At 60.4% G+C, this 24,118-nt stretch carries 18 protein-coding genes and 4 tRNA genes; 8 read left to right on the forward strand and 14 right to left on the reverse strand.

Annotated elements, in window-relative coordinates; genetic code table 11:
- Positions 1–171: 171 nt before the first annotated feature.
- From LOY67_RS20545 to LOY67_RS20565, 5 genes are all read right to left on the reverse strand, one after another.
- Positions 172–3,075 (reverse strand): EAL domain-containing protein, encoded by a 2,904-nt coding sequence (locus tag LOY67_RS20545; RefSeq protein ID WP_265064191.1) that lies wholly within the window; start codon positions 3,073–3,075, stop codon positions 172–174.
- A gap of 629 nt (positions 3,076–3,704) precedes the next feature.
- Positions 3,705–3,781 (reverse strand) — tRNA-Asp (locus LOY67_RS20550).
- A gap of 17 nt (positions 3,782–3,798) precedes the next feature.
- Positions 3,799–3,874: transfer RNA gene (locus LOY67_RS20555), tRNA-Val, on the reverse strand.
- Positions 3,875–4,048: 174 nt separating this feature from the next.
- A tRNA-Asp gene (locus LOY67_RS20560) sits at positions 4,049–4,125 on the reverse strand.
- 19 nt (positions 4,126–4,144) lie between these two features.
- Positions 4,145–4,220 (reverse strand) — tRNA-Val (locus tag LOY67_RS20565).
- Between the two features lie 160 nt (positions 4,221–4,380).
- Here LOY67_RS20565 and rdgC point away from each other — a divergent pair.
- From rdgC to sugE, 3 genes are all read left to right on the forward strand, one after another.
- The gene (gene rdgC, locus LOY67_RS20570; RefSeq protein WP_245138850.1) at positions 4,381–5,301 is read left to right on the forward strand and encodes a recombination-associated protein RdgC; all 921 of its coding nucleotides are present in this window, start codon (positions 4,381–4,383) and stop codon (positions 5,299–5,301) included.
- Positions 5,302–5,450: 149 nt separating this feature from the next.
- On the forward strand, positions 5,451–6,419 hold the full coding sequence (locus tag LOY67_RS20575) for a bile acid:sodium symporter family protein (protein WP_265064192.1): 969 nt from the start codon (positions 5,451–5,453) through the stop codon (positions 6,417–6,419).
- Between the two features lie 119 nt (positions 6,420–6,538).
- Positions 6,539–6,853: a quaternary ammonium compound efflux SMR transporter SugE gene (gene sugE / locus LOY67_RS20580; protein WP_265064193.1), complete on the forward strand. Its 315-nt coding sequence runs from the start codon at positions 6,539–6,541 to the stop codon at positions 6,851–6,853.
- 102 nt (positions 6,854–6,955) lie between these two features.
- Here sugE and LOY67_RS20585 read toward each other — a convergent pair whose 3' ends face one another.
- The 4 genes from LOY67_RS20585 to LOY67_RS20600 all read right to left on the reverse strand — a co-directional run bounded on the left by LOY67_RS20585 (position 6,956) and on the right by LOY67_RS20600 (position 11,775).
- Positions 6,956–8,830, reverse strand: coding sequence for an MFS transporter (locus LOY67_RS20585; protein WP_265064194.1), 1,875 nt, complete (start codon positions 8,828–8,830; stop codon positions 6,956–6,958).
- A gap of 100 nt (positions 8,831–8,930) precedes the next feature.
- On the reverse strand, positions 8,931–10,079 hold the full coding sequence (locus LOY67_RS20590; RefSeq protein WP_265064195.1) for a TDT family transporter: 1,149 nt from the start codon (positions 10,077–10,079) through the stop codon (positions 8,931–8,933).
- 104 nt (positions 10,080–10,183) lie between these two features.
- Entirely contained in the window at positions 10,184–10,495 is a 312-nt protein-coding gene (locus LOY67_RS20595; RefSeq protein ID WP_265064196.1) for a cupin, read from the reverse strand.
- Positions 10,496–10,587: 92 nt separating this feature from the next.
- Entirely contained in the window at positions 10,588–11,775 is a 1,188-nt protein-coding gene (locus LOY67_RS20600; RefSeq protein ID WP_265064197.1) for an MFS transporter, read from the reverse strand.
- Between the two features lie 116 nt (positions 11,776–11,891).
- Here LOY67_RS20600 and LOY67_RS20605 point away from each other — a divergent pair, with 116 nt between their 5' ends.
- Both LOY67_RS20605 and LOY67_RS20610 read left to right on the forward strand, forming a co-directional pair.
- Positions 11,892–12,431, forward strand: coding sequence for a TetR/AcrR family transcriptional regulator (locus LOY67_RS20605; RefSeq protein ID WP_265064198.1), 540 nt, complete (start codon positions 11,892–11,894; stop codon positions 12,429–12,431).
- 294 nt (positions 12,432–12,725) lie between these two features.
- Positions 12,726–16,196, forward strand: coding sequence for a PAS domain-containing hybrid sensor histidine kinase/response regulator (locus LOY67_RS20610; RefSeq protein ID WP_265064199.1), 3,471 nt, complete (start codon positions 12,726–12,728; stop codon positions 16,194–16,196).
- Positions 16,197–16,388: 192 nt separating this feature from the next.
- On the opposite strand, the gene rmuC is transcribed toward LOY67_RS20610, so the two are convergent.
- The gene (gene rmuC / locus LOY67_RS20615; protein WP_265067798.1) at positions 16,389–17,774 is read right to left on the reverse strand and encodes a DNA recombination protein RmuC; all 1,386 of its coding nucleotides are present in this window, start codon (positions 17,772–17,774) and stop codon (positions 16,389–16,391) included.
- 189 nt (positions 17,775–17,963) lie between these two features.
- Complete coding sequence (locus LOY67_RS20620) at positions 17,964–18,287, reverse strand: sel1 repeat family protein (RefSeq protein WP_265064200.1); 324 nt, start codon at positions 18,285–18,287, stop codon at positions 17,964–17,966.
- 909 nt (positions 18,288–19,196) lie between these two features.
- On the opposite strand from LOY67_RS20620, the gene LOY67_RS20625 reads away from it, so the two are divergent.
- The 3 genes from LOY67_RS20625 to LOY67_RS20635 all read left to right on the forward strand — a co-directional run bounded on the left by LOY67_RS20625 (position 19,197) and on the right by LOY67_RS20635 (position 21,605).
- Positions 19,197–19,421, forward strand: coding sequence for a hypothetical protein (locus LOY67_RS20625; protein ID WP_003204606.1), 225 nt, complete (start codon positions 19,197–19,199; stop codon positions 19,419–19,421).
- Between the two features lie 275 nt (positions 19,422–19,696).
- Positions 19,697–20,179 carry a hypothetical protein gene (locus LOY67_RS20630; RefSeq protein ID WP_265064201.1) on the forward strand — a complete coding sequence of 161 codons (483 nt, stop codon included), beginning with the start codon at positions 19,697–19,699 and terminating at the stop codon, positions 20,177–20,179.
- A gap of 145 nt (positions 20,180–20,324) precedes the next feature.
- The gene (locus LOY67_RS20635; RefSeq protein ID WP_265064202.1) at positions 20,325–21,605 is read left to right on the forward strand and encodes an OmpP1/FadL family transporter; all 1,281 of its coding nucleotides are present in this window, start codon (positions 20,325–20,327) and stop codon (positions 21,603–21,605) included.
- Between the two features lie 90 nt (positions 21,606–21,695).
- Here the strand turns inward: LOY67_RS20635 and LOY67_RS20640 are convergent, their stop codons facing one another.
- The 3 genes from LOY67_RS20640 to LOY67_RS20650 form a co-directional block, all read right to left on the reverse strand.
- Positions 21,696–22,247 carry a glutathione peroxidase gene (locus tag LOY67_RS20640; protein ID WP_265064203.1) on the reverse strand — a complete coding sequence of 184 codons (552 nt, stop codon included), beginning with the start codon at positions 22,245–22,247 and terminating at the stop codon, positions 21,696–21,698.
- 182 nt (positions 22,248–22,429) lie between these two features.
- Positions 22,430–23,629, reverse strand: coding sequence for an MFS transporter (locus tag LOY67_RS20645; RefSeq protein WP_413776224.1), 1,200 nt, complete (start codon positions 23,627–23,629; stop codon positions 22,430–22,432).
- A 61-nt stretch (positions 23,630–23,690) separates the two neighbouring features.
- Complete coding sequence (locus tag LOY67_RS20650; RefSeq protein WP_265064205.1) at positions 23,691–24,095, reverse strand: MarR family winged helix-turn-helix transcriptional regulator; 405 nt, start codon at positions 24,093–24,095, stop codon at positions 23,691–23,693.
- Positions 24,096–24,118: the final 23 nt, after the last annotated feature.

The raw sequence follows: 24,118 nt of genomic DNA on the forward strand, positions 1-24,118 counted from the left end.
ACCACCCCGGCTAACGCGCCCTTGTGCCGTGCGCTGCGTTTAGCCTTTTCTGGAGCACCGCCAGATGGCGCTGAATCATGCGTGCGGCGCCGGCGAAGGTGCCGTTCTCGAACACCGCCAGCTATGCGGCAAGTTGGACGCGCACGGGTACCTCCGACGCGTCATCTACCCTCACGTGATAGCCGTTGCCGTCAGCAGAACCTCAAAGGCCGCACGCGGCATGGGTTTGCCAAACAAGTAACCTTGCACCCGCCGGCAACTGTGCGTCATCAGGTAGTCCGCCTGCTCCTGCGTTTCCACCCCCTCCGCCACGACGTCTAGCTGCAACGCCGCTGAAATCGACAGCATGGCCTTCACCAATTCGCACTGGCGGCGTACATGCGGAACATCTTGTACGAACGATCTGTCGATTTTGATCTGCGCCACCGGGAAGCGGTGCAGATAACTCAACGCTGAATACCCGGTGCCAAAATCGTCGATCGAGATGGATACACCCATCTGATCCAATTCCGCCAACATTTGTGCCACTTCCAGGCTATCTTCCAAGAGCAGGCTCTCGGTGATCTCCAGCTCCAGCCATTCGGCCCTGCATCCGCTGTCGGCCAAGATGCGGCGCACCGATCCCACCAGATCGTTGCGCAAGAACTGTCGTGTCGATACGTTCACGGCCATCTTCAGCGGTACAGTCAACGTCGCTTCGCGCTCCAGGTTCCAGGCCGCCACGGCAGCACAGGCGTTAGCCAATACCCACTCGCCAATGTCGACGATCAATCCCGATTCCTCGGCAATCGGAATGAACCGGTCCGGCGGCACCATCCCATACCCCGGGCGGTTCCAGCGCAGCAAGGCTTCCGCGCCAACTACGCGCCCGCTGGGTAAATCGATCTGCGGCTGAAAATGCAAGGCCAGCTCACCTTTGCCACAGGCCTTGCGCAATGCGGACTCCAGCTCCATCCTTTCAGAGGATTGGGCACTCAACTTTCCATGGTAGAACTGGAAATTGTTACGCCCCTCCTTCTTGGCGTGATACATCGCCATATCGGAATACCTGAGCAGCGCGTCCATCTCGACGCTATCGTCGGGATACAGCGAGATGCCAATGCTGGACGATACGAACAGTTCACCGCCATCGATCATGAAGGGGGCGGCCAGCGCTTGTAATATCTTGCCGGCGATCGTATTCAGGTCGCTTTTGTCGCGCACCGCCGTCAGCAGGATTCCGAACTCATCGCCACCCAGCCGTGCCACCGTGTCGGATGTGCGCACGGCGATTTTCAAGCGATTTGCCACCTCGCACAGCATGCGGTCGCCGGCCTCATGCCCCAGCGTATCGTTGACTTCCTTGAAGCGGTCCAGATCGAGAAGCATCAGCCCAAACCAGTTGCCATGCCGCTTGGCACAAGCGATCTCCTGTTGGATACGGTCGAACAGGAGGGCGCGATTCGGCAGTTTGGTCAAGTCATCGTAAAAGGCCTGGTACCGCACCTTCTTGCGGTATTGGTCAATTTCCGTGATGTCGCGTCCGACTGCCAGCACCTGAGTCACTTGGCCAGAATCATCGAACTCGGGACTCACGCGGATATGGGAGCAGAATTCGTGACCTTCCGCCTGCCAGTGCAGTTCGAAATCGCGCGGTTCACCCTGCTCGAAGACTTCGAGTGTCTTGTCCATGTACTCCTGCGCATGACTGCCGCCGGGAAACTCGACCGGCGTGGTGCCGAGGATCTGCGCCAAGTCCCCGCCCATGTCGGCTATCAACTTGCGGTTGGCATACCTCCTTCGGCAGTCCTTGTCGTAGCGGGAGATACTGTCGGGCGAGTTTTCCGCGAGGGTGCGAAACTCCCGCTCTCGGGTGTGCAGCAGTGCCTCCAGGCGCTTGCGTTCAGTGATGTCGCGGGTCATGGCCATGATGTAGCCTTGGCCGCCGGACTCAAAATAGTTGGCAACAACTTCAACCGGAAAAATACGGCCATCCTTCGTCCGGTGGCGGGTTTCAAACGTCAGCGAACCGTTGGCCTGGACGTTGCGCCAATGTGCCGGCCAGATCGCCTGTTGATAGTCGGGGTCAATATCCGGGATGCTTAAACCCAGCAACTCCTCCCGGCTGTAGCCCAAGCCTTGGCACATGTGCGGATTGACATACGAGATTCTCGCCTCTTCGTCTATCAGATAAACCGCTTCTTCGACATGATCGATGGCATAGTTCAACAAGCCCAGCTCTTCTTCGCGCTGCTTGCGTTCCGTAATGTCACGACCGATGCCGAGGATGCCGGCGATACTGCCATCGGCGCCATACACCGACACCTTTCGGGTTTCCAACAATATTCGCCGCCCATCCTCGGCAAGCGTCACCCACTCCTCATTGATACGGATGCTGCCGGCATCCATGGCCTCCCTATCCTTCTGGCGGAAGAAATCAGCTAATTCGGCATCAACGAAATCGTAATCGGTCTTGCCGACTATGTCGGCTTCCAGTGCCCCGAAGAAACGTTCGAATGCTGGATTGCAGGTCAAGTAAACACCCTCGGCATTTTTCAACCAGACGTAATCCGGGAGCGTCGTTATGACGCTGGACAAACGGCTTCTGACTTCATCGAGCGAGTGTTCGCTCTGCTTGCGCTCGGTGACGTCAAACATGAAGCCGTGCCAGACAATGGCGCCGTCGTCTTCGGGCTGTGGCGTGGAACGCGCCTCGATCCAGCGCTCCGGCAGCCCCGGTCGGCAGACGCGGAACACGAGCGTCAACGTCGAGAGCGTTACTGCCGCTTCGGCCAGACCTGCCGCAATCCTGGGCCGGTCGTCGGGATGCACAAGCGCACGCAGGGACGCCATGTCGCCTTGCACGTCTTCAGGTTGCAGGCCGTACATGTCGACAATGCCGTGACTGGCGAAGGGAAGACTGCAATGCCCTTCTGAGGAGCGGCGCAATGTATAGACGAAGCCCGGCACGTTGGCGATAAAACCCGCCATACATCTTTCGGCATCGCTGGTGGCCGTGAGGTTGCTGGGTTGACCGCCCGTAAGGAAGGCTTTCCGTGCCCTGTACGGAAACGTCGGAGGGATCGGTTCTTTCATGGTCGCGCGAGGATCTGCCTTTTTCCAACATGTGAGAGGTCAGGCCCGGCCTACATGAATCTCGGCGGCGGGTCGATTGTTACGCTCCATGTGGATTCTTCATCCGGTGGCGAACCTGCTGACAGATGTCGACACCAGTAGCCTGGCGTCGAAAAAACTGACAGCAAAATGCCATGGCCTAGGATGCAGGCCATGCGCTGATATCGGCCATCGGGTGATGCCGATTTATTTGTAGGTATATCGGCAATTCATGTAGGCATTACCCTGGTGTTCTGTAACGCAATTGGCCCGACTTGCCGATCACGAAAGCACTACTGCTCGCTATCCAGGATTGAGAAGAACAGCGACAGGCTTGACCATCGGCGAGTGAATAGTCTTTGCTTGAGGGCTTGGTATGGCGACGGCGTATCGGGGAGTGGCTGGCTGATGCCCCATTGCCTGGAGCAACGAGAAACCTCTTGTGAAGAGGCGCACCAACAAACGATCCGGCATTCGCGACGTACTGTTTAACGTACTGGAAAATGCTTGGCTGCTGGTGGATTGCGATGGAACGCGATAAACGAAAAAAGCGGCCATAGGCCGCTTTTCCGTAGCTTCCAGGCGTTCAGTGGGCCTTGGGAAAGCAAATATGGCGCAGCGGACGGGACTCGAACCCGCGACCCCCGGCGTGACAGGCCGGTATTCTAACCGACTGAACTACCGCTGCGCGTAACATTGAAAGCTTGGTGGGTGATGACGGGATCGAACCGCCGACATTCTGCTTGTAAGGCAGACGCTCTCCCGGCTGAGCTAATCACCCTGCACTTTCGATGCGGGGCGCATTCTCTCACAGTTTTTCGTAATGTGCTGATTTAATTAACAAAATCAGAAAAAAGTGATCGATGCGCACCGCAGGAATCGCAAGCAGCAAAAAGCCCGCATCAGCGGGCTTTTCGGTGGTCATCTGGCGTTCAGTGTTCCAGATAACCGAATATGGCGCAGCGGACGGGACTCGAACCCGCGACCCCCGGCGTGACAGGCCGGTATTCTAACCGACTGAACTACCGCTGCGCGTAACACTTGGAACGAATGGTGGGTGATGACGGGATCGAACCGCCGACATTCTGCTTGTAAGGCAGACGCTCTCCCGGCTGAGCTAATCACCCTTCGCTTTCGGTGTGGCGCGCATTCTACGGAGCGTCCTCCACGCTGGCAAGCACTTTTTAAATTAATTTCCTCAGGTCTTCCAAAGGCTTAGCGAAGGGTTGGCCTATGGCGCCGCGAAGAGAATAATGCGCTCCTTTGTATAAAGGAGAGACTCACCCCATGTGGTTCAAAAACCTGCTTATCTATCGCCTGACCCAAGATCTGCCTTTTGATGCCGAGGCGTTGGAAACTGCACTGGCCAGCAAACTGGCGCGTCCATGTGCAAGCCAGGAGTTGACCACTTACGGTTTCGTCGCACCGTTCGGCAAAGGCGAAGATGCTCCCCTGGTGCACGTCAGCCAGGACTTCCTGTTGATCGCCGCGCGCAAGGAAGAACGCATCCTGCCTGGCAGCGTCGTGCGCGATGCCCTGAAGGAAAAGGTCGAAGAGATCGAAGCCGAGCAGATGCGCAAGGTCTATAAAAAGGAACGGGACCAGATCAAGGATGAAATCATCCAGGCGTTCCTGCCGCGTGCATTCATTCGTCGCTCGTCCACTTTCGCCGCCATCGCGCCGAAACAGGGACTGATCCTGGTCAACTCCGCCAGCCCGAAACGCGCCGAAGACCTGCTTTCCACCCTGCGCGAAGTCATCGGCTCGCTGCCGGTGCGTCCACTGACGGTCAAGACCGCCCCGACCGCCATCATGACCGACTGGGTCAAGACCCAGAAAGCCGCAGACGACTTCTTCGTGCTGGACGAATGCGAACTGCGCGACACCCATGAAGACGGTGGCATCGTGCGCTGCAAGCGCCAGGACCTGACCAGCGACGAAATCCAGCTACACCTCAATACCGGCAAGGTGGTGACGCAACTGTCGCTGGCCTGGCAGGACAAGCTGTCTTTTGTCCTCGACGACAAGATGGTAGTCAAGCGCCTGAAGTTTGAAGACTTGCTGCAGGACCAGGCGGAGCAGGACGGTGGCGACGAAGCCCTCGGCCAACTGGACGCCAGCTTCACGCTGATGATGTTGACCTTCGGCGAGTTCCTGCCCGCGCTGGTTGAAGCGTTGGGTGGGGAAGAGATTCCGCAGGGGATCTGACGGCATAGCATTACCCCTGTGGGAGCGAGCCTGCTCGCGAAAGCGTCGGATCAGTCAACATTGATGTTTGCTGATACACCGCTTTCGCGAGCAGGCTCGCTCCCACATTGGTTTTGTGTGGTTTCAATTATTGATAACAAGGATCTGTCATGCGCGCATTGGCTGCACTGAGCCGCTTCGTCGGCAATACCTTCGCTTACTGGGTACTGATTTTCGCCATCGTGGCGTTCGTGCAGCCAACCTGGTTCATCGGTCTGAAAAGCGCCATCGTGCCACTGCTGGGGCTGGTGATGTTCGGCATGGGCCTGACCCTCAAGCTCGAGGACTTCGCCGAAGTCGCTCGCCATCCGTGGCGTGTGGCACTGGGCGTGGTCGCGCATTTCGTGATCATGCCCGGTGTGGCGTGGCTGCTTTGCCAGGCCTTTCACCTGCCGCCGGAAATTGCCGTCGGCGTGATCCTGGTGGGCTGCTGCCCGAGCGGCACCGCGTCGAACGTGATGACCTGGCTGGCTCGCGGCGACTTGGCGCTGTCGGTGGCAATCGCCGCCGTCACCACCCTCCTCGCGCCGCTGCTGACCCCCGCGCTGATCTGGCTACTGGCCTCGGCCTGGTTGCCGGTGTCGTTCATGGAGCTGTTCTGGTCGATCCTGCAAGTGGTGCTGCTGCCTATCGTGCTCGGCGTGGTAGCGCAACGGTTGCTGGGTAACAAGGTTCGTCACGCGGTAGAAGTGTTGCCGCTGGTGTCAGTGGTGAGCATCGTCATCATCGTCGCTGCCGTCGTTGCCGCCAGCCAGGCGAAAATTGCCGAATCGGGCCTGTTGATCATGGCCGTGGTGATGCTGCACAACAGCTTTGGTTTTTTGCTGGGTTACTTCACCGGACATTTGTTCAAGCTGCCCCTGGCCCAGCGCAAATCCCTCGCACTCGAAGTGGGTATGCAGAACTCCGGCCTCGGCGCGGCCCTGGCGAGTGCGCATTTTTCGCCGTTGGCGGCGGTGCCCAGTGCGTTGTTCAGCGTCTGGCACAATATTTCCGGGGCGCTGCTTTCCACATACTTCCGGCGCATGAGTGAAAAGCAGGACCGCAAAACCCTCGCCAGCCAGCAAGCGACCGACTGAGGCAGACTTGATCGAGTGCCCGATCATGGGCACTCTATCTCGCGAGTGCGGGGACGACCCCGCAGCTTGTATCAACTTTCAATCCGGGGACGACCCCATCCATTTCATGGAGGTGCGTAATGTCCTGGATCATTCTGTTTTTTGCCGGCCTGTTCGAAGTCGGCTGGGCTGTCGGCCTGAAATACACCGACGGCTTCAGCCGCCCTCTCCCCACCGCCCTGACAATAGCCGCCATGGGAATCAGCCTTGGCCTGCTGGGCCTGGCGATGAAGGAGCTGCCGCTGGGCACCGCCTATGCAATCTGGACCGGAGTCGGCGCGGTGGGCACGGTGATCGCCGGGATCATTTTGTTTGGCGAGTCGATGGCGCTGGTTCGGTTGGTCAGCGTGGCGTTGATCGTCGCAGGGTTGATCGGGCTCAAGGTCAGCGCCTAGGCCCCTGTGGGAGCGAGCCGCTCGCGATAGCGGAGTTTCAGCCAACTGCTCTGTGACTGTCGCGCCGCTATCGCGAGCAAGCTCGCTCCCACAGACTTCGTATTACCTGATACTGCCGCGCAATTCGCCGACCAACATTTGCAGCTTCGCCGGCTCAGCCATCTCCACCGCCACCGCCGGCCCAGCCACCAGGGTCACCCGCGACCAGAGCCGCCGGAACATGCCCTTGGCCGGATCGCGACTGAAGAAGCTGCCCCACAAGCCCTGCAATGCCAGGGGAATCACCGGCACCGGGGTCTCCTGGAGAATGCGCGTCAAGCCGCTCTTGAACTCATTGATCTCACCGTCAGCGGTCAACTTTCCTTCAGGAAAGATGCACACCAGCTCGCCATCCTTCAGATACTGCGCGATCCGCGTGAAGGCCTTTTCGTAGATGTGGATATCTTCCTGACGTCCGGCAATCGGAATCGTCCCGGCGGTGCGAAAGATGAAGTTCAGCACGGGCAGGTTGTAGATCTTGTAGTACATCACGAAGCGAATCGGCCGACGCACCGCGCCGCCAATCAGCAACGCATCGACGAAGGAGACGTGATTGCAGACCAACAGCGCAGCGCCCTCATCGGGAATCGCTTCCAGGTTGCGATGCTCCACGCGGTACATGGAATGGCTCAGCAGCCAGATCATGAAACGCATAGTGAACTCGGGAACGATCTTGAAGATGTAGGCGTTGACGCCAACGTTCAGCAGCGACACCACCAGGAACAGTTGCGGGATCGACAGCTTGGCCAGGCTCAGCAACACGATGGAGACAATGGCTGACACCACCATGAACAAGGCATTGAGAATGTTGTTGGCGGCGATCACCCGGGCCCGCTCGTTTTCAGCGGTACGCGACTGGATCAGCGCGTACAGCGGCACGATGTAGAAACCGCCGAAGACACCGAGACCAAGGATGTCGATCAGCACCAGCCAGGCATGGCCGAAGCCGAGCAGTTCGAGCCAGCCATGGCCGTCGACGCTGTCAGGGATTCCACCGGAATGCCACCACAGCAGCAGCCCGAACACCGTCAGGCCGAACGAACCGAACGGCACCAGGCCGATCTCGACCTTGCGTCCCGACAGTTTTTCGCAGAGCAGCGAACCCAGGGCGATCCCCACCGAAAACACCGTCAGGATCAGGGTCACCACGGTTTCGTCGCCGTGCATCCAGTCCTTGGCGTAAGCCGGGATTTGCGTCAGGTAAATCGCCCCGACGAACCAGAACCAGGAGTTGCCGACAATCGAACGGGACACCGCCGGGGTTTGCCCCAGGCCCAGTTTCAGGGTGGCCCAGGACTGGCTGAAGATGTTCCAGTCCAGGCGCATTTGCGGCGAAGCGGCCGCTGCCCGGGGAATGCTGCGGCTGGCCAGGTAACCGAGCACGGCGATGCCGATGATCGCGGTCGACACCACCGGGGCGTAGTGGGCCGAAGACATCATGACCCCGGCACTGATGGTACCGGCGAGGATCGCCAGGAAGGTGCCCATCTCCACCAGGCCATTGCCACCGACCAGTTCGTCCTCGTGCAGCGCTTGCGGCAGGATCGAATACTTGACCGGACCGAACAGCGCCGAGTGGGTGCCCATGGCGAACAGCGCCACCAGCATCAGCGACAGATGATCGAACAGAAAGCCCACCGCGCCGACGGTCATGATGACGATTTCGCCAAGCTTGATCAGACGGATCAACGCATCCTTGGCGAACTTTTCCCCGAACTGCCCCGCCAGCGCCGAGAACAGAAAGAACGGCAGGATGAACAGCAGCGCACACAGGTTGACCCAGATCGAACGGTCACCCTCGATGGTCAGCCGGTAGAGAATCGCGAGGATCAGCGACTGCTTGAACACATTGTCGTTGAAAGCCCCTAGGGATTGCGTGATGAAAAACGGCAGGAAACGCCGCCGGCGAAGCAAGGTGAACTGCGAAGGGTGACTCATCTTCCATGTTCCTGAGTGGCGTGGACGCTTATTGGAATAACGTTTTTTTATCCAGGCCACACATTAACCTACGGCACGTCGCTTGGGAGCCGCCGGGCAATTATTTCGCCAGCCCGGCAATGCACGGCGACACGAACAACTCACCGTGCCAGGCACCCGACAGCGTGCGCCAGCCGACGATCAGCCACAGCACCACCAGCATCGCCACCAGCAGGCAACCGAACAGGCTGAAGAACCCCAGGCCGAGCAGGCTCGCCAGTTTCAGCGTCGTCAATGCGTACACGCCCAAGGGAAAGGTAAAGCCCCACCAGCCGAGGTTGAACGGGATGCCTTCACGCAAGTAGCGCGCAGTGATCAACAGCGCCATCAACATCCACCAGAACCCGAAACCCCATAGCGTGACACCGGCCACCAGCCCCAGGCCGGCGGCGATTTCACCGACGCCAGGCAAGCCGTTGGCGGCAAAGATCATCGGCGCATCGCCGCCCAGCACCAGCATGCCCAGGGCCCCCGTGCCGATTGGGCCTAGGGCCAGCCAGCTCGAGGCCGCCATGTTTTCGTGGGGCAGTTTGTGCAGGGCCATGCGCAGCAACAGAATCGTCAGAATGCTGAATGCCACCGGCAAGGAAAAGGCCCAGAGCACGTAGCTGGTGACCAGCATGACCAATTGCGAATGGGCGTCTGCCAGGTGCGGTGCCAAGAGCCCGCCGCTGGCGGCTGCGACTTCGGCGGCCACCACCGGCAACAACCACACGGCGGTCATCTGGTCGATCCGGTGTTCCTGCCGGGTGAACATCAGGAAGGGAATCAACACCCCGCAGGCCAGGGACATCGCCACATCGATCCACCACAACGCCTCGGCCAGCGCCACCACGGCATCTCCCCAGCGCGGCAGGCCGAACACCAGCAAACCGTTGATGATAGTCGCCAGCCCCATGGGAATGGTGCCGAAGAACATCGAGACCGTTGAGTGCCCGAAAATCCGCCGCGCTTCATCGAAGAACAGCACCCATCGGGCAGCGTACAAACCGCTGAACAACACGAACAGCAGGATGTTGAACAACCACAACCCTTCCCCCACGACACGCAGACCCGGCACATTGCCCGGCCATTGCGCCAAGGCCAGGGCAAGGACGCCGGTGCCCATGGTCACGGCGAACCAGTTGGGTGTGAATTGGCGAATGGCTTCCAACGGCCTGGGCAAGTGGCTCAGTGGGCGCAAACGGTTTGTTGCAGGGCAGCATGTCATGGCGAACTCCAGTCCCCGATTGAGGTGGAGTCATCTTAGAGCTGGATCAAATATCGATATAACGGGTAATTTCTCTATAGGTTATCTGTTTTGCAGATAACCAATCAGACACTGCCTTCGCTTTCGATCACCAGGATTCGCGCTTCTCCCTGGGGCTTGGCGACATGCTCGGTCCCTACCGATGCGTAGAAAATGTCACCCACTCCCAGCAAGGTGTCCTTCTCGACCCCCTCCTCCCGGTAGCACATCTGCACGTGCCCATCGAGCACCACGAAGACCTCCTGACCGTCGTTGACGTGCCATTTGTACGGCTGGTCGGTCCAGTGCAGGCGCGTGGTAATGCCGTTCATGTTGGCGATATCCAACGCGGCCCAGGCACGGTCGCCGGTGAAAGACTTGCTGCGAATAATTTTCAAGGGGGTCAACCGAGAGAAATGGCGAAACGCCAAGGCTAGCTCAATTCAACCGTCAGCAGCGCCTGCATTCAAGGTATTCAAGGTATTCAAGGTCACACGCCATTGGGCGCTGGCTTCGCGGCCTGACGCAACAACCCCAGCAACGCAGCGCTCGCCAACAGGATCAGCACCACGCCATAACCATCGGTGGTCGGGATCAACCCGAATACCCGCGTAAGGTTCCCGGCCAGCAGCGATGGCAAGCTGAACGCCAGATAGCTGAGGACATAATAGGCCGACATCAAACCGGCCCGTTCATGGGGCAAGGCCAGCGGCAGGATGCTGCGCAGCGCGCCCATGAAGCCCGCGCCGAAACCGCTGCCGGTCACCAGCGTGCCGATGAAGAACAACGGCAAGCCGCCTGCGTGTGCGGCGATCAACACCAGCGCCAGGCCGGTTATCAATAAGCTGGCGGCAAGACGCAGCATCTTCTCCGCGCTTTGGTTGCGCAGCGTGTAGATGGACAAGGCCCCGGTGAGCGTCAGCACCGCCACCAGCGCGCCGCCGATCAGGTTGGAGGTCGATCCGGTCGCTGTCCGCACCAGGGATGGCGCCAACGACAGATAGAAACCGCCCACCGCCCAGGCCGCCAGGTTCAGTGGCAGCATCAGCCACAGGGGCCGCCGCGCCTGGGTCGGCACATGCAAGGTCGGACGCAAGGACTGCCAGGCACCGGGTTGCGGGCTGACGCTTTCCTCCAGGCGCCAGAGATAAATCGCCTGGGCCAGGAACAGGCCCAGCAACAGCCAATAGGTCAGTTGCAGGGGTAAGGGCGCGAACTCAGCCAGCAAGCCACAACCCAGCGCCCCGCTGGCCATACCCAGTAACGGCGCGACGCTGGTGATCAGCGGGCCTTGCCGACGATCGAAGTCCAGCAACGCGGCGCCCAGTACACTGGTGGCCATGCCCGTGGCGAAACCCTGGATCAACCGGGCACCGATCAGCCAAGCGATGCTGTCGGCATTGATAAACAGCAGCATTGCCAGCATGTTGAGCAGCAGCGCCACGAAGATCACCGGTTTGCGACCCAGGTAATCCGACAACGACCCGACGGTTAGCAAAGCGGCCAACAGACTGAAGGCGTAGACGCCGAAGATCAGCGTGAGGATCGCCGGGGAAAACTGCATGTGTTCCTGGTAGAGGTGATACAACGGCGTCGGCGCGCTGGACGCGGCGAGGAAACCGAGCAAGGTGATTGCCAGGAATATCAGGCTGGCACGGGTCGAAGCTGGACGGGACATGGGCACACTCCGCAAAAAGCAGTTCGCAAAACATCAGCAAAAGCTAATTTTTTGCTTTTGCCGAGTGTGCTACCGATATGCGCTTAAAGCAAATTCTTTGTGTTAAGGTCCAATCCATGGCTATTAAAGAAGGTTTACGCCCCGGCGGCAGAAGCGCTCGGGTACAAGAGTCGATCCATTCGGCCGTCCGCGCCCTGCTCCAGGAACAGGACCGCGCCATGCTGACCGTGCCGCAAATTGCTGCGCGCGCGGGCGTGACGCCGTCCACCATCTACCGGCGCTGGGGCGACCTGCCGGCGCTGCTGGCCGATGTCGCCGTCGCCCGCATGCGCCACGACAGTGAACCGGCCAACACCGGCAGCCTGCGCGGCGACCTGCGTGCCTGGGCCGAGCAGTACCTGGACGAGATGAGTTCCGAACCGGGTCGCAACATGATGCGCGACATCCAGGCCTGCGCCACGCCAGGGCATTGTGTGGGCATCATCAGCGCTCAGTTGCAGATCATCCTGGAGCGCTATCCCGATGAACCGAATCCCGGCATCGAGCGGCTGATCAATGTGATGGTGGCGCCGACGGTGTTCCGTATTCTCTTTGCCAGCACGCCGCTGGAGGTTGGGGAGTTGCATCGGTTGATTGATATTGCGTTGGGTCAGTAAGGCCGCCATCGCGAGCAGGCTCGCTCCCACAGGGAACTGGCGGCGCACGCCGGATCTGTGAACGCTCTCACATTTTGTTCTGCAGTGGATGAGAGATTCATGACCGCTGCGAATCCCTTGTGGGAGCGAGCCTGCTCGCGATGAGACCCGCAAACCCACTGCATGACCTGAGAAGTCCCCCCAGGCTGCGACACCCCACCACGCCTCGACCTTGGTCGACACTGACGAACCCGAGCGGGCGTGCGAGACTGTCCTGCCGGGCCCAAGCCCGGTGTTCTTCGTTCGGGAGTTTCCATGTCGTTGTCCAGCGGGCTGATCGCCGTTGTTGCCCTGGCCTATATGGCCATCATGTTCGCCATCGCCTTCTACGGCGACCGGCGCAGCACGCCGTTGCCGCCACGGGTACGGGCCTGGGTCTACAGCCTGTCGCTGGCGGTGTATTGCACCAGCTGGACCTTCTTCGGCGCGGTGGGCCAGGCGGCCGAACAGCTCTGGTCGTTCCTGCCGATCTACCTCGGGCCGATCCTGCTGCTGGTGCTGGCGCCGTGGGTCCTGCAGAAAATGGTGATGATCAGCAAGCAGGAAAACATCACTTCCATCGCCGACTTCATCGCCGCCCGCTATGGCAAATCCCAGTCGCTGGCGGTGGTGGTGGCGCTGATCTGCCTGGTGGGGGTGCTGCCGTACATTGCCTTGCAACTCAAGGGCATCGTGCTCGGAGTGAACCTGCTGATCGGCGCCGGCGCCGACGCCATGGGCACCCGCGCCCAGGACACCGCGCTGATCGTCTCGCTGATCCTGGCGCTGTTCACCATCGTGTTCGGTACCCGCAACCTCGACGCCACCGAGCACCACCGCGGCATGGTGCTGGCCATTGCCTTCGAATCCCTGGTCAAGCTGTTCGCCTTCCTCGCGGTCGGCGCGTTCGTGACGTATGGCCTCTACGACGGCTTCGACGACCTGTTCGATCAGGCGATGCTCGCTCCGCGCCTGGAGCAATACTGGAAAGAAACCATCAACTGGCCGTCCATGGTGGTGCAGACCGGGGTGGCGATGATGGCGATCATCTGCCTGCCGCGACAATTCCACGTGACCGTGGTGGAGAACATCGAGCCCCAGGACCTGCGCCTGGCCAAGTGGGTGTTCCCCGCCTACCTGGCCCTGGCCGCGCTGTTCGTGGTGCCCATCGCCCTCGCTGGGCAAATGATGTTGCCCAGTTCGGTGCTGCCGGATTCGTTCGTCATCAGCCTGCCATTGGCCCAGGCCCATCCGGCGCTGGCGTTGCTGGCGTTCATCGGCGGCGCCTCGGCGGCCACCGGCATGGTGATTGTCGCGAGCGTGGCGCTTTCCACCATGGTTTCCAACGACATGCTGCTGCCCTGGCTGTTGCGTCGCAACAACGCCGAGCGGCCGTTCGAAGTGTTCCGCCAGTGGATGCTCTCGGTACGGCGGGTGAGCATCGTGGTGATCCTGTTGCTGGCTTATGTCAGCTACCGACTGCTGGGCTCCACCGCGAGCCTGGCGACCATCGGCCAGATCGCCTTCGCCGCCGTCACCCAACTGGCGCCCGCCATGCTCGGCGCGCTGTACTGGAAACAGGCGAACCGCCGCGGTGTATTCGCCGGCCTCGCCGCCGGGATTTTCCTCTGGTTCTACACCCTGGTGCTGCCGATTGCCGCCCACAGCCTCGGCTGGTCCCTGAATACCTTTCCGGGCCTGGCCTGGCTGCACGGCAACCCATTGCATTTGCCGATCAGCCCGCTGACCCAGGGCGTCGTCCTGTCCCTGGCCGGTAACTTCACGCTGTTTGCCTGGATCTCGGTGCTGTCGCGCACCCGCGTGTCGGAGCACTGGCAGGCCGGACGCTTCATCGGTCAGGAAATCAGCGCCCGCCCCAGCGCCCGGTCGATGCTGGCGGTGCACATCGAAGACCTGCTGCAACTGGCGGCACGCTTCGTCGGCGAGGAACGGGCGCGCCAGAGTTTCATTCGCTTTGCCTACCGCCAGGGCAAGGGCTTCAACCCGAACCAGAATGCCGACAGCGAATGGATCGCCCACACCGAACGCCTGCTGGCCGGTGTGCTCGGGGCCTCGTCGACGCGGGCCGTGGTAAAAGCCGCGATTGAAGGTCGAGAGATGCAACTGGAGGATGTCGTCCGGATCGCTGACGAAACCTCGGAAGTGCTGCAGTTCAACCGTGCCCTGCTGCAAGGTGCCATCGAGAACATCACCCAGGGCATCAGCGTGGTCGACCAGTCCCTGCGGTTGGTGGCGTGGAACCGTCGATACCTGGAACTGTTCAACTACCCGGACGGCCTGATCAGCGTCGGCCGGCCGATTGCCGACATCATCCGCTACAACGCCGAACGCGGCCTCTGCGGCCCGGGCGAGGCCGAAGTCCACGTCGCCCGGCGCCTGCACTGGATGCGCCAGGGCCGCGCCCACACGTCCGAGCGGCTGTTCCCGAACGGCCGGGTGATCGAGCTGATCGGCAACCCGATGCCCGGCGGCGGTTTCGTCATGAGTTTCACCGACATCACTGCCTTCCGCGAAGCCGCACAGGCCCTGACCGAAGCCAACGAAGGGCTGGAGCAACGGGTGGCCGAACGCACCCGTGAGTTATCGCAACTGAACGAGGCCCTGACTGAGGCCAAAAGCACCGCCGAAGCGGCCTATCAATCCAAGACCCGCTTCCTGGCCGCCGTCAGCCATGACCTGATGCAGCCCCTCAACGCCGCTCGACTGTTCTCCGCCGCGCTGTCCCATCAGCACGATGGTTTGCCAGGCGAAGCCCGGCAACTGGTACAGCACCTGGACAGTTCACTGCGCTCGGCCGAAGACCTGATCACCGACCTGCTGGACATTTCCCGCCTGGAAAACGGCAAGATCAACCCCGACCGCAAAGCCTTCGCCCTCAATGACCTGTTCGATACCCTCGGCGCCGAGTTCACGGTCCTGGCTCGGGAGCAGGGCCTGAAATTCCGCGTCCGGGGCTCGCGATTGCGGGTCGACAGCGACATCAAGTTGCTGCGGCGGATCCTGCAGAATTTCCTCACCAATGCCTTCCGCTATGCCAAGGGACCGGTGCTGCTGGGCGTACGCCGGCGCAACGGCGAGCTGTGCCTGGAGGTCTGGGACCGCGGGCCGGGCATCGCTGAAGACAAGCAGCAGGTGATTTTCGAAGAATTCAAACGCCTGGACAGCCATCAGACCCGCGCCGAGAAAGGCCTGGGCCTGGGCCTGGCGATCGCCGACGGTCTGTGCCGCGTACTCGGCCATACCTTGCGCGTGCGCTCCTGGCCGGGACGCGGCAGTGTGTTCAGCGTCAGCGTACCGCTGGCCCATACGCAGGTAGCTGCGCCCCATATCGTGGCCGAACCCAACGGTCATTTGCCCAGCGGCGCGCAGGTGCTGTGTGTCGATAATGAAGACAGCATCCTGATCGGCATGAACAGCCTGCTGACCCGCTGGGGTTGCCAGGTGTGGACGGCGCGCAACCGCAAAGAATGCGAGCGCTGGCTCGCCGAGGGTGGACGCCCGCAACTGGCCCTGGTGGATTTTCACCTGGACGACGGCGAAACCGGCACCGAGCTGATGGCCTGGTTGCGCACCCGCATGGGTGAACCGGTGCCTGGGGTGGTGATCAGCGCCGACGGCCGCCCCGAGACGGTGGCCCAGGTGCATGCTGCCGGGTTGGACTATCTGGCCAAACCGGTGAAACCGGCGGCGTTGAGGGCGTTGTTGAGTCGGCATTTGCCGTTGTAGGAGGATTGCCCTTCCGACAAGACACCGAACCTGTGCCCCGCTGGCTGTTGTAGGAGCTGTCGAGCGAAGCGAGGCTGCGATCTTTCCACTGGCGCTTGAGTCCCCAGCGAAAGATCAAAAGATCGCAGCCTCGCTTCGCTCGACAGCTCCTACAGCAACCCGCAGGGATCGCCACAGGGTTTACAGCCTGAATCAACCCTGAGTACTTCTGGCTTCTTCCGGCAACTCAGGCAACCCATCCTCATCCGTCATCGCCCGCTCAAGCAACTCACCCGGCAACCGCTTGCTCGCCCGGGCACCGAGCAACTTGAGCTGTTCGGTGCGACTGACCAGGTTGCCACGCCCTTCTGTCAGCTTGTTACGCGCAGCACTGTAGGCCTTGTCCAGTTGTTGCAGGCGACTGCCGATTTCGTCCAGGTCCTGGATAAACAGCACGAACTTGTCGTACAGCCACCCGGCCCGCTCGGCGATTTCCCGGGCGTTCTGGCTCTGGCGCTCCTGCTTCCACAAACTGTCGATCACCCGCAACGTCGCCAGCAACGTGGTCGGGCTGACGATCACGATGTTGCGGTCAAAGGCTTCCTGGAACAGATTCGGCTCGGCTTGCAGGGCAGCGGAAAACGCCGCTTCGATCGGTACGAAGAGCAACACGAAATCCAGGCTGTGCAAACCGTCCAGGCGCTTGTAGTCCTTGCCGGCCAGTCCTTTGACATGGGCTCGCAGCGACACGATGTGCTGTTTGAGGGCGATCTGGCCGATGGCGTCATCCTCGGCGGCGACGTACTGCTGATAAGCCGTGAGACTGACCTTGGAATCGACCACCACCTGCTTGTCGCCGGGCAGGTAAATCAACACGTCAGGCTGGAAACGCTCGCCATCGGGGCCCTTGAGGCTGACCTGGGTCTGATACTCACGGCCCTTCTCCAGGCCGGCGTGTTCGAGCACCCGCTCGAGAATCAACTCGCCCCAGTTACCCTGGGTCTTCTGGCCCTTGAGCGCACGCGTGAGGTTGGTGGCTTCATCGCTCAGGCGCAGGTTCAGCTGTTGCAAGCGCTCCAGCTCCTTGCCTAGGGAGAAACGCTCCCGGGCTTCGGCCTGATAGCTTTCCTCGACGCGTTTTTCGAAAGACTGGATGCGTTCCTTCAACGGATCGAGCAACTGCCCCAGGCGCTGTTGACTGGTTTCGGCGAAACGTTGCTCACGTTCATCGAAGATTTTTCCGGCAAGCTCGGCGAACTGTGCCCGCAGCGCATCCCGCGAACCTTGCAGATCTTCCAGACGTTGTTGATGGCTTTCCTGCTGCTCGCGCAGTTCGGCATGCAACGACGCCGCCTGGGCATCGAGCCGCCGCAGTTCCGCCTCTTTGCCGGCGCGTTCCAGGTTCCAGGCGTGGGCCGCATCCCGGGCGTTGTCACGCTCGATCTGCAACAGCTCGACCTCCCGGCAGGCCGCCGCGAGTTCGGCTTGCTTGGCCCCATTGGCCTGGCTCAGGTCGCTGATTTCATCGCGGCAGGCATCGAGCTGGGCGTTCAGGCCGTCGTGGGCCATGTGCGCAGTCGCCAGGCGCTCTTCCAACAATGCCACTTCGGTCTGCGCGGCACTGGCCTGGCGTTGCAGGTGCCAGGCCAGTGCGAGCAACGGCACCGCAGCGCCTGCCAGGCCCAACAACAGGCTGGTCAAATCCATAGCCATGACAAATCCTGCCGATCAGATAAAGCCCGAAGGTTAACCAAGCCGCTGGAGGTTGCCCAGCTTAAGTCCTGGATTTCAATCGTCTATTTCAAGAAGGGCCTGCCGGGCGCGATGATCCCCAGCCCGGGCGGCCTGGCGCAGCAGATCCTGGCCGATGCGCCGGTCCCGCGCGTTACCGCATTCCCGACACATCAGTTGGCCCAGGCGACTTTGCGCAGCCACGACACCTTCGCGGGCCGGTTGCTTGAGCAGGCGGCCAGCCAGGTGCTTGACGCTTGGGCGCTCTCCGAGCCGCGAGCTGTCGAGCAACCATTCGGCGACGCGCATCGACATGCGCTTGGGCGGGGTAACACTGGAGGGTGTGGGGGTAACAGGATTTGATACTGAGCGAAACTTCATAACGCACTATGGGGCAGATCGAAAGGCGCGCCACTCTACTCCTTTTTTCGTGTGGGTAAAGTCGAAAAAAACCGGCACGCCCGTGCTAGAGCAAGTGCTTGGGACAATCCACAGAAGCTGTGGATAACTCAGTGGACAACCACCCCTGAAGGGGTCGAAAGCCCTGTGGGACGGGGCCTGCGCTCAAACTGACGATTTTTTCACCAGTAAAAAAAAGCGATGTTTTTCATTGACTTAAATTTTGGATACAGGCACCCACCCCGGAATGTTTCGACATGACAGTTCGGTGACAAACGTCCCGGGGAGTGTGCACAAGTAACACCCAAACCGGTTATATCGCTGTGCTTTCTTGATGCATTTGGCGGTAAGCCTGGGGATAACCTGGCCCCAAGGACATGACACCTCTGCCCTGTCGATCCGACCAAACGTACCGGACCTGGATATTTTTTGAACAACACGCTTCCCTTATGGGATTCGATCCGTTAACATCCGCGCCGTTAGTACCAAGCTGAAAGTCAATTCCGGGTCGAACACATCTCCACGGTCAGCCATCCCCAAGGGACGCTTCACCGATAACAGAGACCGACCCCCTCGATGGTTTCCAGGTAAACCTTGCGCCGACACAGCCTTTGACTGAATACAAAGGGTGTTGCCAAGTTCATTACTCTGACCGAACCAACCTGCAAAATTGATCAGGATCTTCACCCCGGGCCCAGAACCTTTGCCCTTGCTGTGTCGCCTGCCCTCCTAAGTACCTACCTGCCAGCCCTAGCGCGCACTTTATACAGCGCTCGAACTGGCTGCTTTGTTCCAGTCGGGTTCTTCGTTCGACCAATGGTGGTCGACGTTACTGGAACGTTTTAACGTTGCACGGTTCTTAACCGTGTCATTTGTAGGAACACCCATAACATGTCGACTCAAATCCACGCACAGGATGCCATCCGCACCCTCACCAACGCTTTTGCTCCAATGAACTGCCTGATCATGGCCGCTCGCAAAGGCTGCTTCAGCTTCACGCTGGTCAACGAACACGGCATCGCTCGTCACAGCGAACGCCTGTACCCCGATCAGTACTCCAGCGCAGAACCGCTGCAGGCCGTGATCGAGCGTACCCGTCAGGCACTGGTTGCCTGAGACGCCAGAAACGCTGAAACCCCAAAGGCCCCGCTCGAAAAGCGGGGTTTTTTATTGCCTGAAACTTCTCGATAGAGCGAAACGGCTTAAGCACCAACGGATATAACAGTTATAACCGTTCGCGGAAGATGTTTTAAAAACAGGCCTTTACAACGTAAGTATCACACTACACTTCAAGTCAAGCGGCATGAGCCGCTGTCGGCGGAGCCTGAACCGATCCACTGCTGCCAAGCCTACTCCTTCAGGTTCCGCCTCTCTTACGCTTCGAGGGTGTTATGGGTATCGCTGCCAGCGAACTGTGTCGATATGTGATCCGTCCGACGCTCCTGTACCTGGAGTGCCACAGCGCCACGGCGGAATCCTTGTTGCTGGGGATTGCCGCCAGCCAGTCCGGCCTGGGCTCAGCCTTGCACGACCGTCGCGGCCATGGCCTGTATCGCATTACCGAACCCCGCCACCAGGCACTCTGGGATCATTACCTGGCACTGGATCCGGAGCGCGCCAGCCTTGTGCGCGGCCTGGCCAGCCAACATGCCTTCCTCAGCGGTCCGCACCTGGAACTGACCGTCAACCTGCGCTACGCCACTGCCATCGCCTGGCTGCTGGTGGAGGAACAGCACACCCCGCTTCCCGACGCCGACGACCTGCTGGGCATGGCCCGCATCTGGCGCCAGACGTTTCACCCCCAAGGGCGCCTGCGGGACTTTACTTGCGCCTGGCAACACTGTGTTTCATCACTGAATCAAGTCGCCTGTTGAATGGGATGTTCGGAAAGTTCCTACAACGGTCGCGAATTTGGTCGGATTGTCCTACAAAACCCCTCTAAATCAAGCAACACAGGCTATAGCGCTTGAACGAAAATGTTGGTAATTTTCGCCTCGGTGACCACACGGAGTTCTAACAATGAAAAAAATGATGCTCAAAACCTCCCTTGGCCTTGCGGTAACTTTGGCCTCCTCTCAGTTGTTCGCCAGTGGTTTTGCCCTGAACGAACAGAGTATCAGTGGCATGGGCACTGGTTTCGCGGGTCGTTCTTCCTCTGCCGATGATGCAAGTACCGTGTTTGGTAACCCTGCCGGCATGTCGCGACTCAAGCGTCAGCAAGTAACGGGCGGCTTCGCCGTTATTGATGCCTCCAGTGACATCAACGATGCCAGCGGCAGCCAGTCCGGTACCAACAAGGGCGACATGGTGCCGTTCACTGGGGTTCCGATGGGCTACTACGTCAACCCTATTGATGATCAGTGGGCTTTCGGCCTGGGTGTCTATGCCCCTTTCGGCCTGATTACCGATTACGAAAGCAATTTCCAAGGCCGTAACTTCGGCAGCAAGAGCGAAGTGAAGGTCGTTACTTTCCAGCCAACCATCAGCTATGCCTTCAATGACAAGGTGTCGATTGGTTTTGGTCCGACGATCAACCGTATTTCCGGTCAGTTGGAGTCGGCGCTGACCACCCCGTTCTCGCCTAACGACGGCAACGTGAAGATCAAAGGCGATGACATTGGCTACGGCTACAACATCGGCCTGCTGGTCCAGGCAACCGACACTACTCGCGTCGGCCTGACCTACCACTCCAAGGTCAAGTACAAGCTCGACGGCCATACCGAAGTGACTCCGGGCGCAGGCACACCTGCCGGTTTCCTGAGCAGCGGACGCTATGACGCCTCTCTGGACATCACGACACCTGAAACGGTGGACTTTTCGGTCACACAGCAGATCAATGATGCCTGGACAGTCTACGCCGGCAGCACCTGGACTCGCTGGAGCCGCCTGAAAGACATCACAGTCAACAATGACGTAACAGGCGGTGGCGCGCTGAACCCGACCTTTTTCGACAGCATCACCGAAGAACAGAACTGGCACGACACCTGGGCCTACGCCATTGGTACCTCCTACCAGTTGAACAAGCAGTGGGTACTGCGTACCGGCCTGACCTTCGACCAATCGCCAGCCAACAACACCGACCGCTCGCCACGCATCCCGACCGGCGACCGGACCGTCTTCAGCCTGGGAGCCGGCTGGAGCCCGACCGACGATCTGACCATCGACGTGGCTTATTCCTACCTCAAGGAGGAAAAGGTCCGTGTCAACAACAGCAACGGGGCCCCACTGAACCAGTCGTACAACGCTGAGTACGAAAACAGCGCAAACGGCTTCGGTGTTGGCGCAACCTACCGCTTCTGATGATCCACGGCGAGCCTGAACCCCTCGCCATCCGAAGCAAAAAAAAGCCCCGCACTCTGCAAAGAGCCGGGGCTTTTTCATGGCTGACAGTCAGGGCCTGGAAGCAATCGCCGCCTCCACCGCCTTGATGAACTCAGGATCGTCGGGCTTGATCCGGCTGGAAAAACTGCCAATAACCTTGCCCTGCCGATCCACGACGTACTTATAGAAATTCCATTTCGGCGCGCCGGACTGTTCGGCCAGGTGCTTGAACAGCGGTATGGCGTCCGCCCCGCGCACCGGTTGCGGTTCAGTCATGGTGAAGGTCACGCCATAGTTGACGTAACAGACCTTGGCCGTCTCGGCCCCATCCTTGGATTCCTGTTTGAAATCGTTGGACGGCACACCCAGCACTTGCAGCCCTTGATCCTTGTAGCGCTGGTTCAACGCCTCAAGGCCTTTGAACTGTGGCGCGAACCCGCAGAAGCTGGCGGTGTTGACCACCACCAGCGGCTTGCCGGCGAAGCGCTGGCACAGATCGATGGTTTCCTTGGCCCGCAGCTTGGGCAACGAACCCTCCAGCAACGGAGGACAATCGGCGGCCCAGGCTTGCCCAGTCACAACCAGCAACAGGGCGGGAACAGCTAGCCAGCGCATCAGCATGTAGGCACTTCCTTGAAGACAGGTCAGACCACGACGTTACTCGTCATGACCTGAAGCGTCCACCGCTCAGCAGTTGCCCATGCCCAGTTGCAGCAAGGCCAAGCCGCCCTGATGCCAGCCCCACCAGGCAAACGCCAGCAGCAGGACGGCGCCGGCGACAATCAACCAGGGGCCGACGCGACTCATGCAGCACCGGCCTGGACTTGCAGGCGCGCCACTGGACGCTCGCGCACGGGCCAGTTCAACGCCGCCGCCAACAGGCTGAGCATCACGGCGACCTGCCAGATCAAGTCGTAGCTGCCGGTGCGGTCGTACACCACCCCGCCCAGCCAACCGCCGAGGAACGATCCCAATTGATGGAACAGGAACACGATCCCACCCAGCATCGAGAGATTTCGTACACCGAACAGGGTTGCCACGGTGCCGTTGGTCAAGGGCACCGTGGACAGCCACAGGAAGCCCATCGCCATGCCGAACGCGTAGGCCGTGGTGGTGGTGACCGGTAGCCACAGGAACACCCCGATTACCACCGCCCGCGCCAGATACAACGCCGTTAGCAGCCGCGGCTTGGACATGCGTCCGCCCAGCCAACCGGCGGTGTAGGTACCGAAGATATTGAACAGCCCGACCAGGGCCAGCACGGTGGTGCCGACGCTGGCCGGCAGGTGTTGGTCCACCAGGTACGCCGGCAGATGCACACCGATGAACACCACCTGGAAGCCGCAGACGAAAAAGCCGAACGCCAGCAGCCAGAACCCGGAATGACTGCACGCCTCGCGCAACGCTTCAGACAAGGTTTGCTCATGGCCGGCCAGCGGTGTCGGTGCGTCCTTGAGCATGCTCACCAGCGGCACGATCAGCGCCACCAGCAGGCCCAGGGCCAGCAATGCGGCGGACCAGCCGAGCCAGCCGATCAACCCCAGGGTGCCCGGCAACATGGCGAATTGACCGAAGGAGCCGGCGGCACTGGCGATGCCCATGCCCAGGCTGCGTTTTTCCGGCGGAACGGCCCGACCGACCACCCCTAGAATCACCGAAAACGACGTGCCGGACAGACCTAGACCAATCAGCAGCCCGGCACTGAGCGACAGCGACCAGGCGGAATCCGACAACCCCATGAACACCAGGCCCAGGGCGTAGAGCACACCGCCGACCAGCACCACTTTCGCTGCACCGAAGCGATCGGCGAGCGCACCGGTAAAGGGCTGCGCCAGGCCCCAGATCAGGTTCTGCAAGGCGATGGCGAAGGCGAACACCTCACGGCCCCAGCCGAATTCGCTGCTCATGGGTGCCAGGAACAGCCCGAAGCCATGCCGCACACCCAGGGACAACGCCAGGATCAGCGCGCTGCCCACCAGGACCCAACCACAGGTACGCCACATCGATGTCATTCTTATTCTCCGCTCGCGGGTATATACCCACTTATCATCGGACGAACCGGCTTCACGCCAGTTCATCCAGCAAGGCCAGCAATGCCGTGCGCTTCTCGGCGCCCAGTTTATCGATCAAGCGTTGTTGCGCCGCTTCCCAGGCGGGCAGCGCCGCCGCCAGTCGGGTGCGGCCAGCCTCCGTGAGCACGACGATGCGGTTACGCATGTCCTCACCCTCGGCAAGCGCCACCAGCCCCTCGCCTTCCAGTACCCGAAGATTACGCCCGAGGGTGCTGCGGTCCAGGCCCATGGCCTCGGCCAGGGAGGAAATGCTCGGCTGATCCAGGCGCGCCAGGTTGCTCAGCAGAGAATACTGGGCGACGTTGATCCCGAAGCCGTCGAGGGCGCCGTCGTAATACCTGCTGACGCCACGGGCGGCACGACGCAGGTTGATGCACAGACATTGGGAAGGAAGCATGATGCGTGTATATACCCGTGACT

Source organism: Pseudomonas sp. B21-056 (genome assembly GCF_026016325.1).
Classification (GTDB): Bacteria; Pseudomonadota; Gammaproteobacteria; order Pseudomonadales; family Pseudomonadaceae; genus Aquipseudomonas.

Excerpts from the sequence above, each read along its gene's own strand:
- LOY67_RS20545 (WP_265064191.1), bottom strand. The coding sequence starts at position 3,075 with ATGAAAGAACCGATCCCTCCGACGTTTCCGTACAGGGCACGGAAAGCC.
- rdgC (WP_245138850.1), top strand. The coding sequence starts at position 4,381 with ATGTGGTTCAAAAACCTGCTTATCTATCGCCTGACCCAAGATCTGCCT.
- LOY67_RS20575 (WP_265064192.1), top strand. The coding sequence starts at position 5,451 with ATGCGCGCATTGGCTGCACTGAGCCGCTTCGTCGGCAATACCTTCGCT.
- sugE (WP_265064193.1), top strand. The coding sequence starts at position 6,539 with ATGTCCTGGATCATTCTGTTTTTTGCCGGCCTGTTCGAAGTCGGCTGG.
- LOY67_RS20585 (WP_265064194.1), bottom strand. The coding sequence starts at position 8,830 with ATGAGTCACCCTTCGCAGTTCACCTTGCTTCGCCGGCGGCGTTTCCTG.
- LOY67_RS20590 (WP_265064195.1), bottom strand. The coding sequence starts at position 10,079 with ATGACATGCTGCCCTGCAACAAACCGTTTGCGCCCACTGAGCCACTTG.
- LOY67_RS20600 (WP_265064197.1), bottom strand. The coding sequence starts at position 11,775 with ATGTCCCGTCCAGCTTCGACCCGTGCCAGCCTGATATTCCTGGCAATC.
- LOY67_RS20605 (WP_265064198.1), top strand. The coding sequence starts at position 11,892 with ATGGCTATTAAAGAAGGTTTACGCCCCGGCGGCAGAAGCGCTCGGGTA.
- LOY67_RS20610 (WP_265064199.1), top strand. The coding sequence starts at position 12,726 with ATGTCGTTGTCCAGCGGGCTGATCGCCGTTGTTGCCCTGGCCTATATG.
- LOY67_RS20620 (WP_265064200.1), bottom strand. The coding sequence starts at position 18,287 with ATGAAGTTTCGCTCAGTATCAAATCCTGTTACCCCCACACCCTCCAGT.
- LOY67_RS20625 (WP_003204606.1), top strand. The coding sequence starts at position 19,197 with ATGTCGACTCAAATCCACGCACAGGATGCCATCCGCACCCTCACCAAC.
- LOY67_RS20630 (WP_265064201.1), top strand. The coding sequence starts at position 19,697 with ATGGGTATCGCTGCCAGCGAACTGTGTCGATATGTGATCCGTCCGACG.
- LOY67_RS20635 (WP_265064202.1), top strand. The coding sequence starts at position 20,325 with ATGAAAAAAATGATGCTCAAAACCTCCCTTGGCCTTGCGGTAACTTTG.
- LOY67_RS20640 (WP_265064203.1), bottom strand. The coding sequence starts at position 22,247 with ATGCTGATGCGCTGGCTAGCTGTTCCCGCCCTGTTGCTGGTTGTGACT.
- LOY67_RS20645 (WP_413776224.1), bottom strand. The coding sequence starts at position 23,629 with ATGTGGCGTACCTGTGGTTGGGTCCTGGTGGGCAGCGCGCTGATCCTG.
- LOY67_RS20650 (WP_265064205.1), bottom strand. The coding sequence starts at position 24,095 with ATGCTTCCTTCCCAATGTCTGTGCATCAACCTGCGTCGTGCCGCCCGT.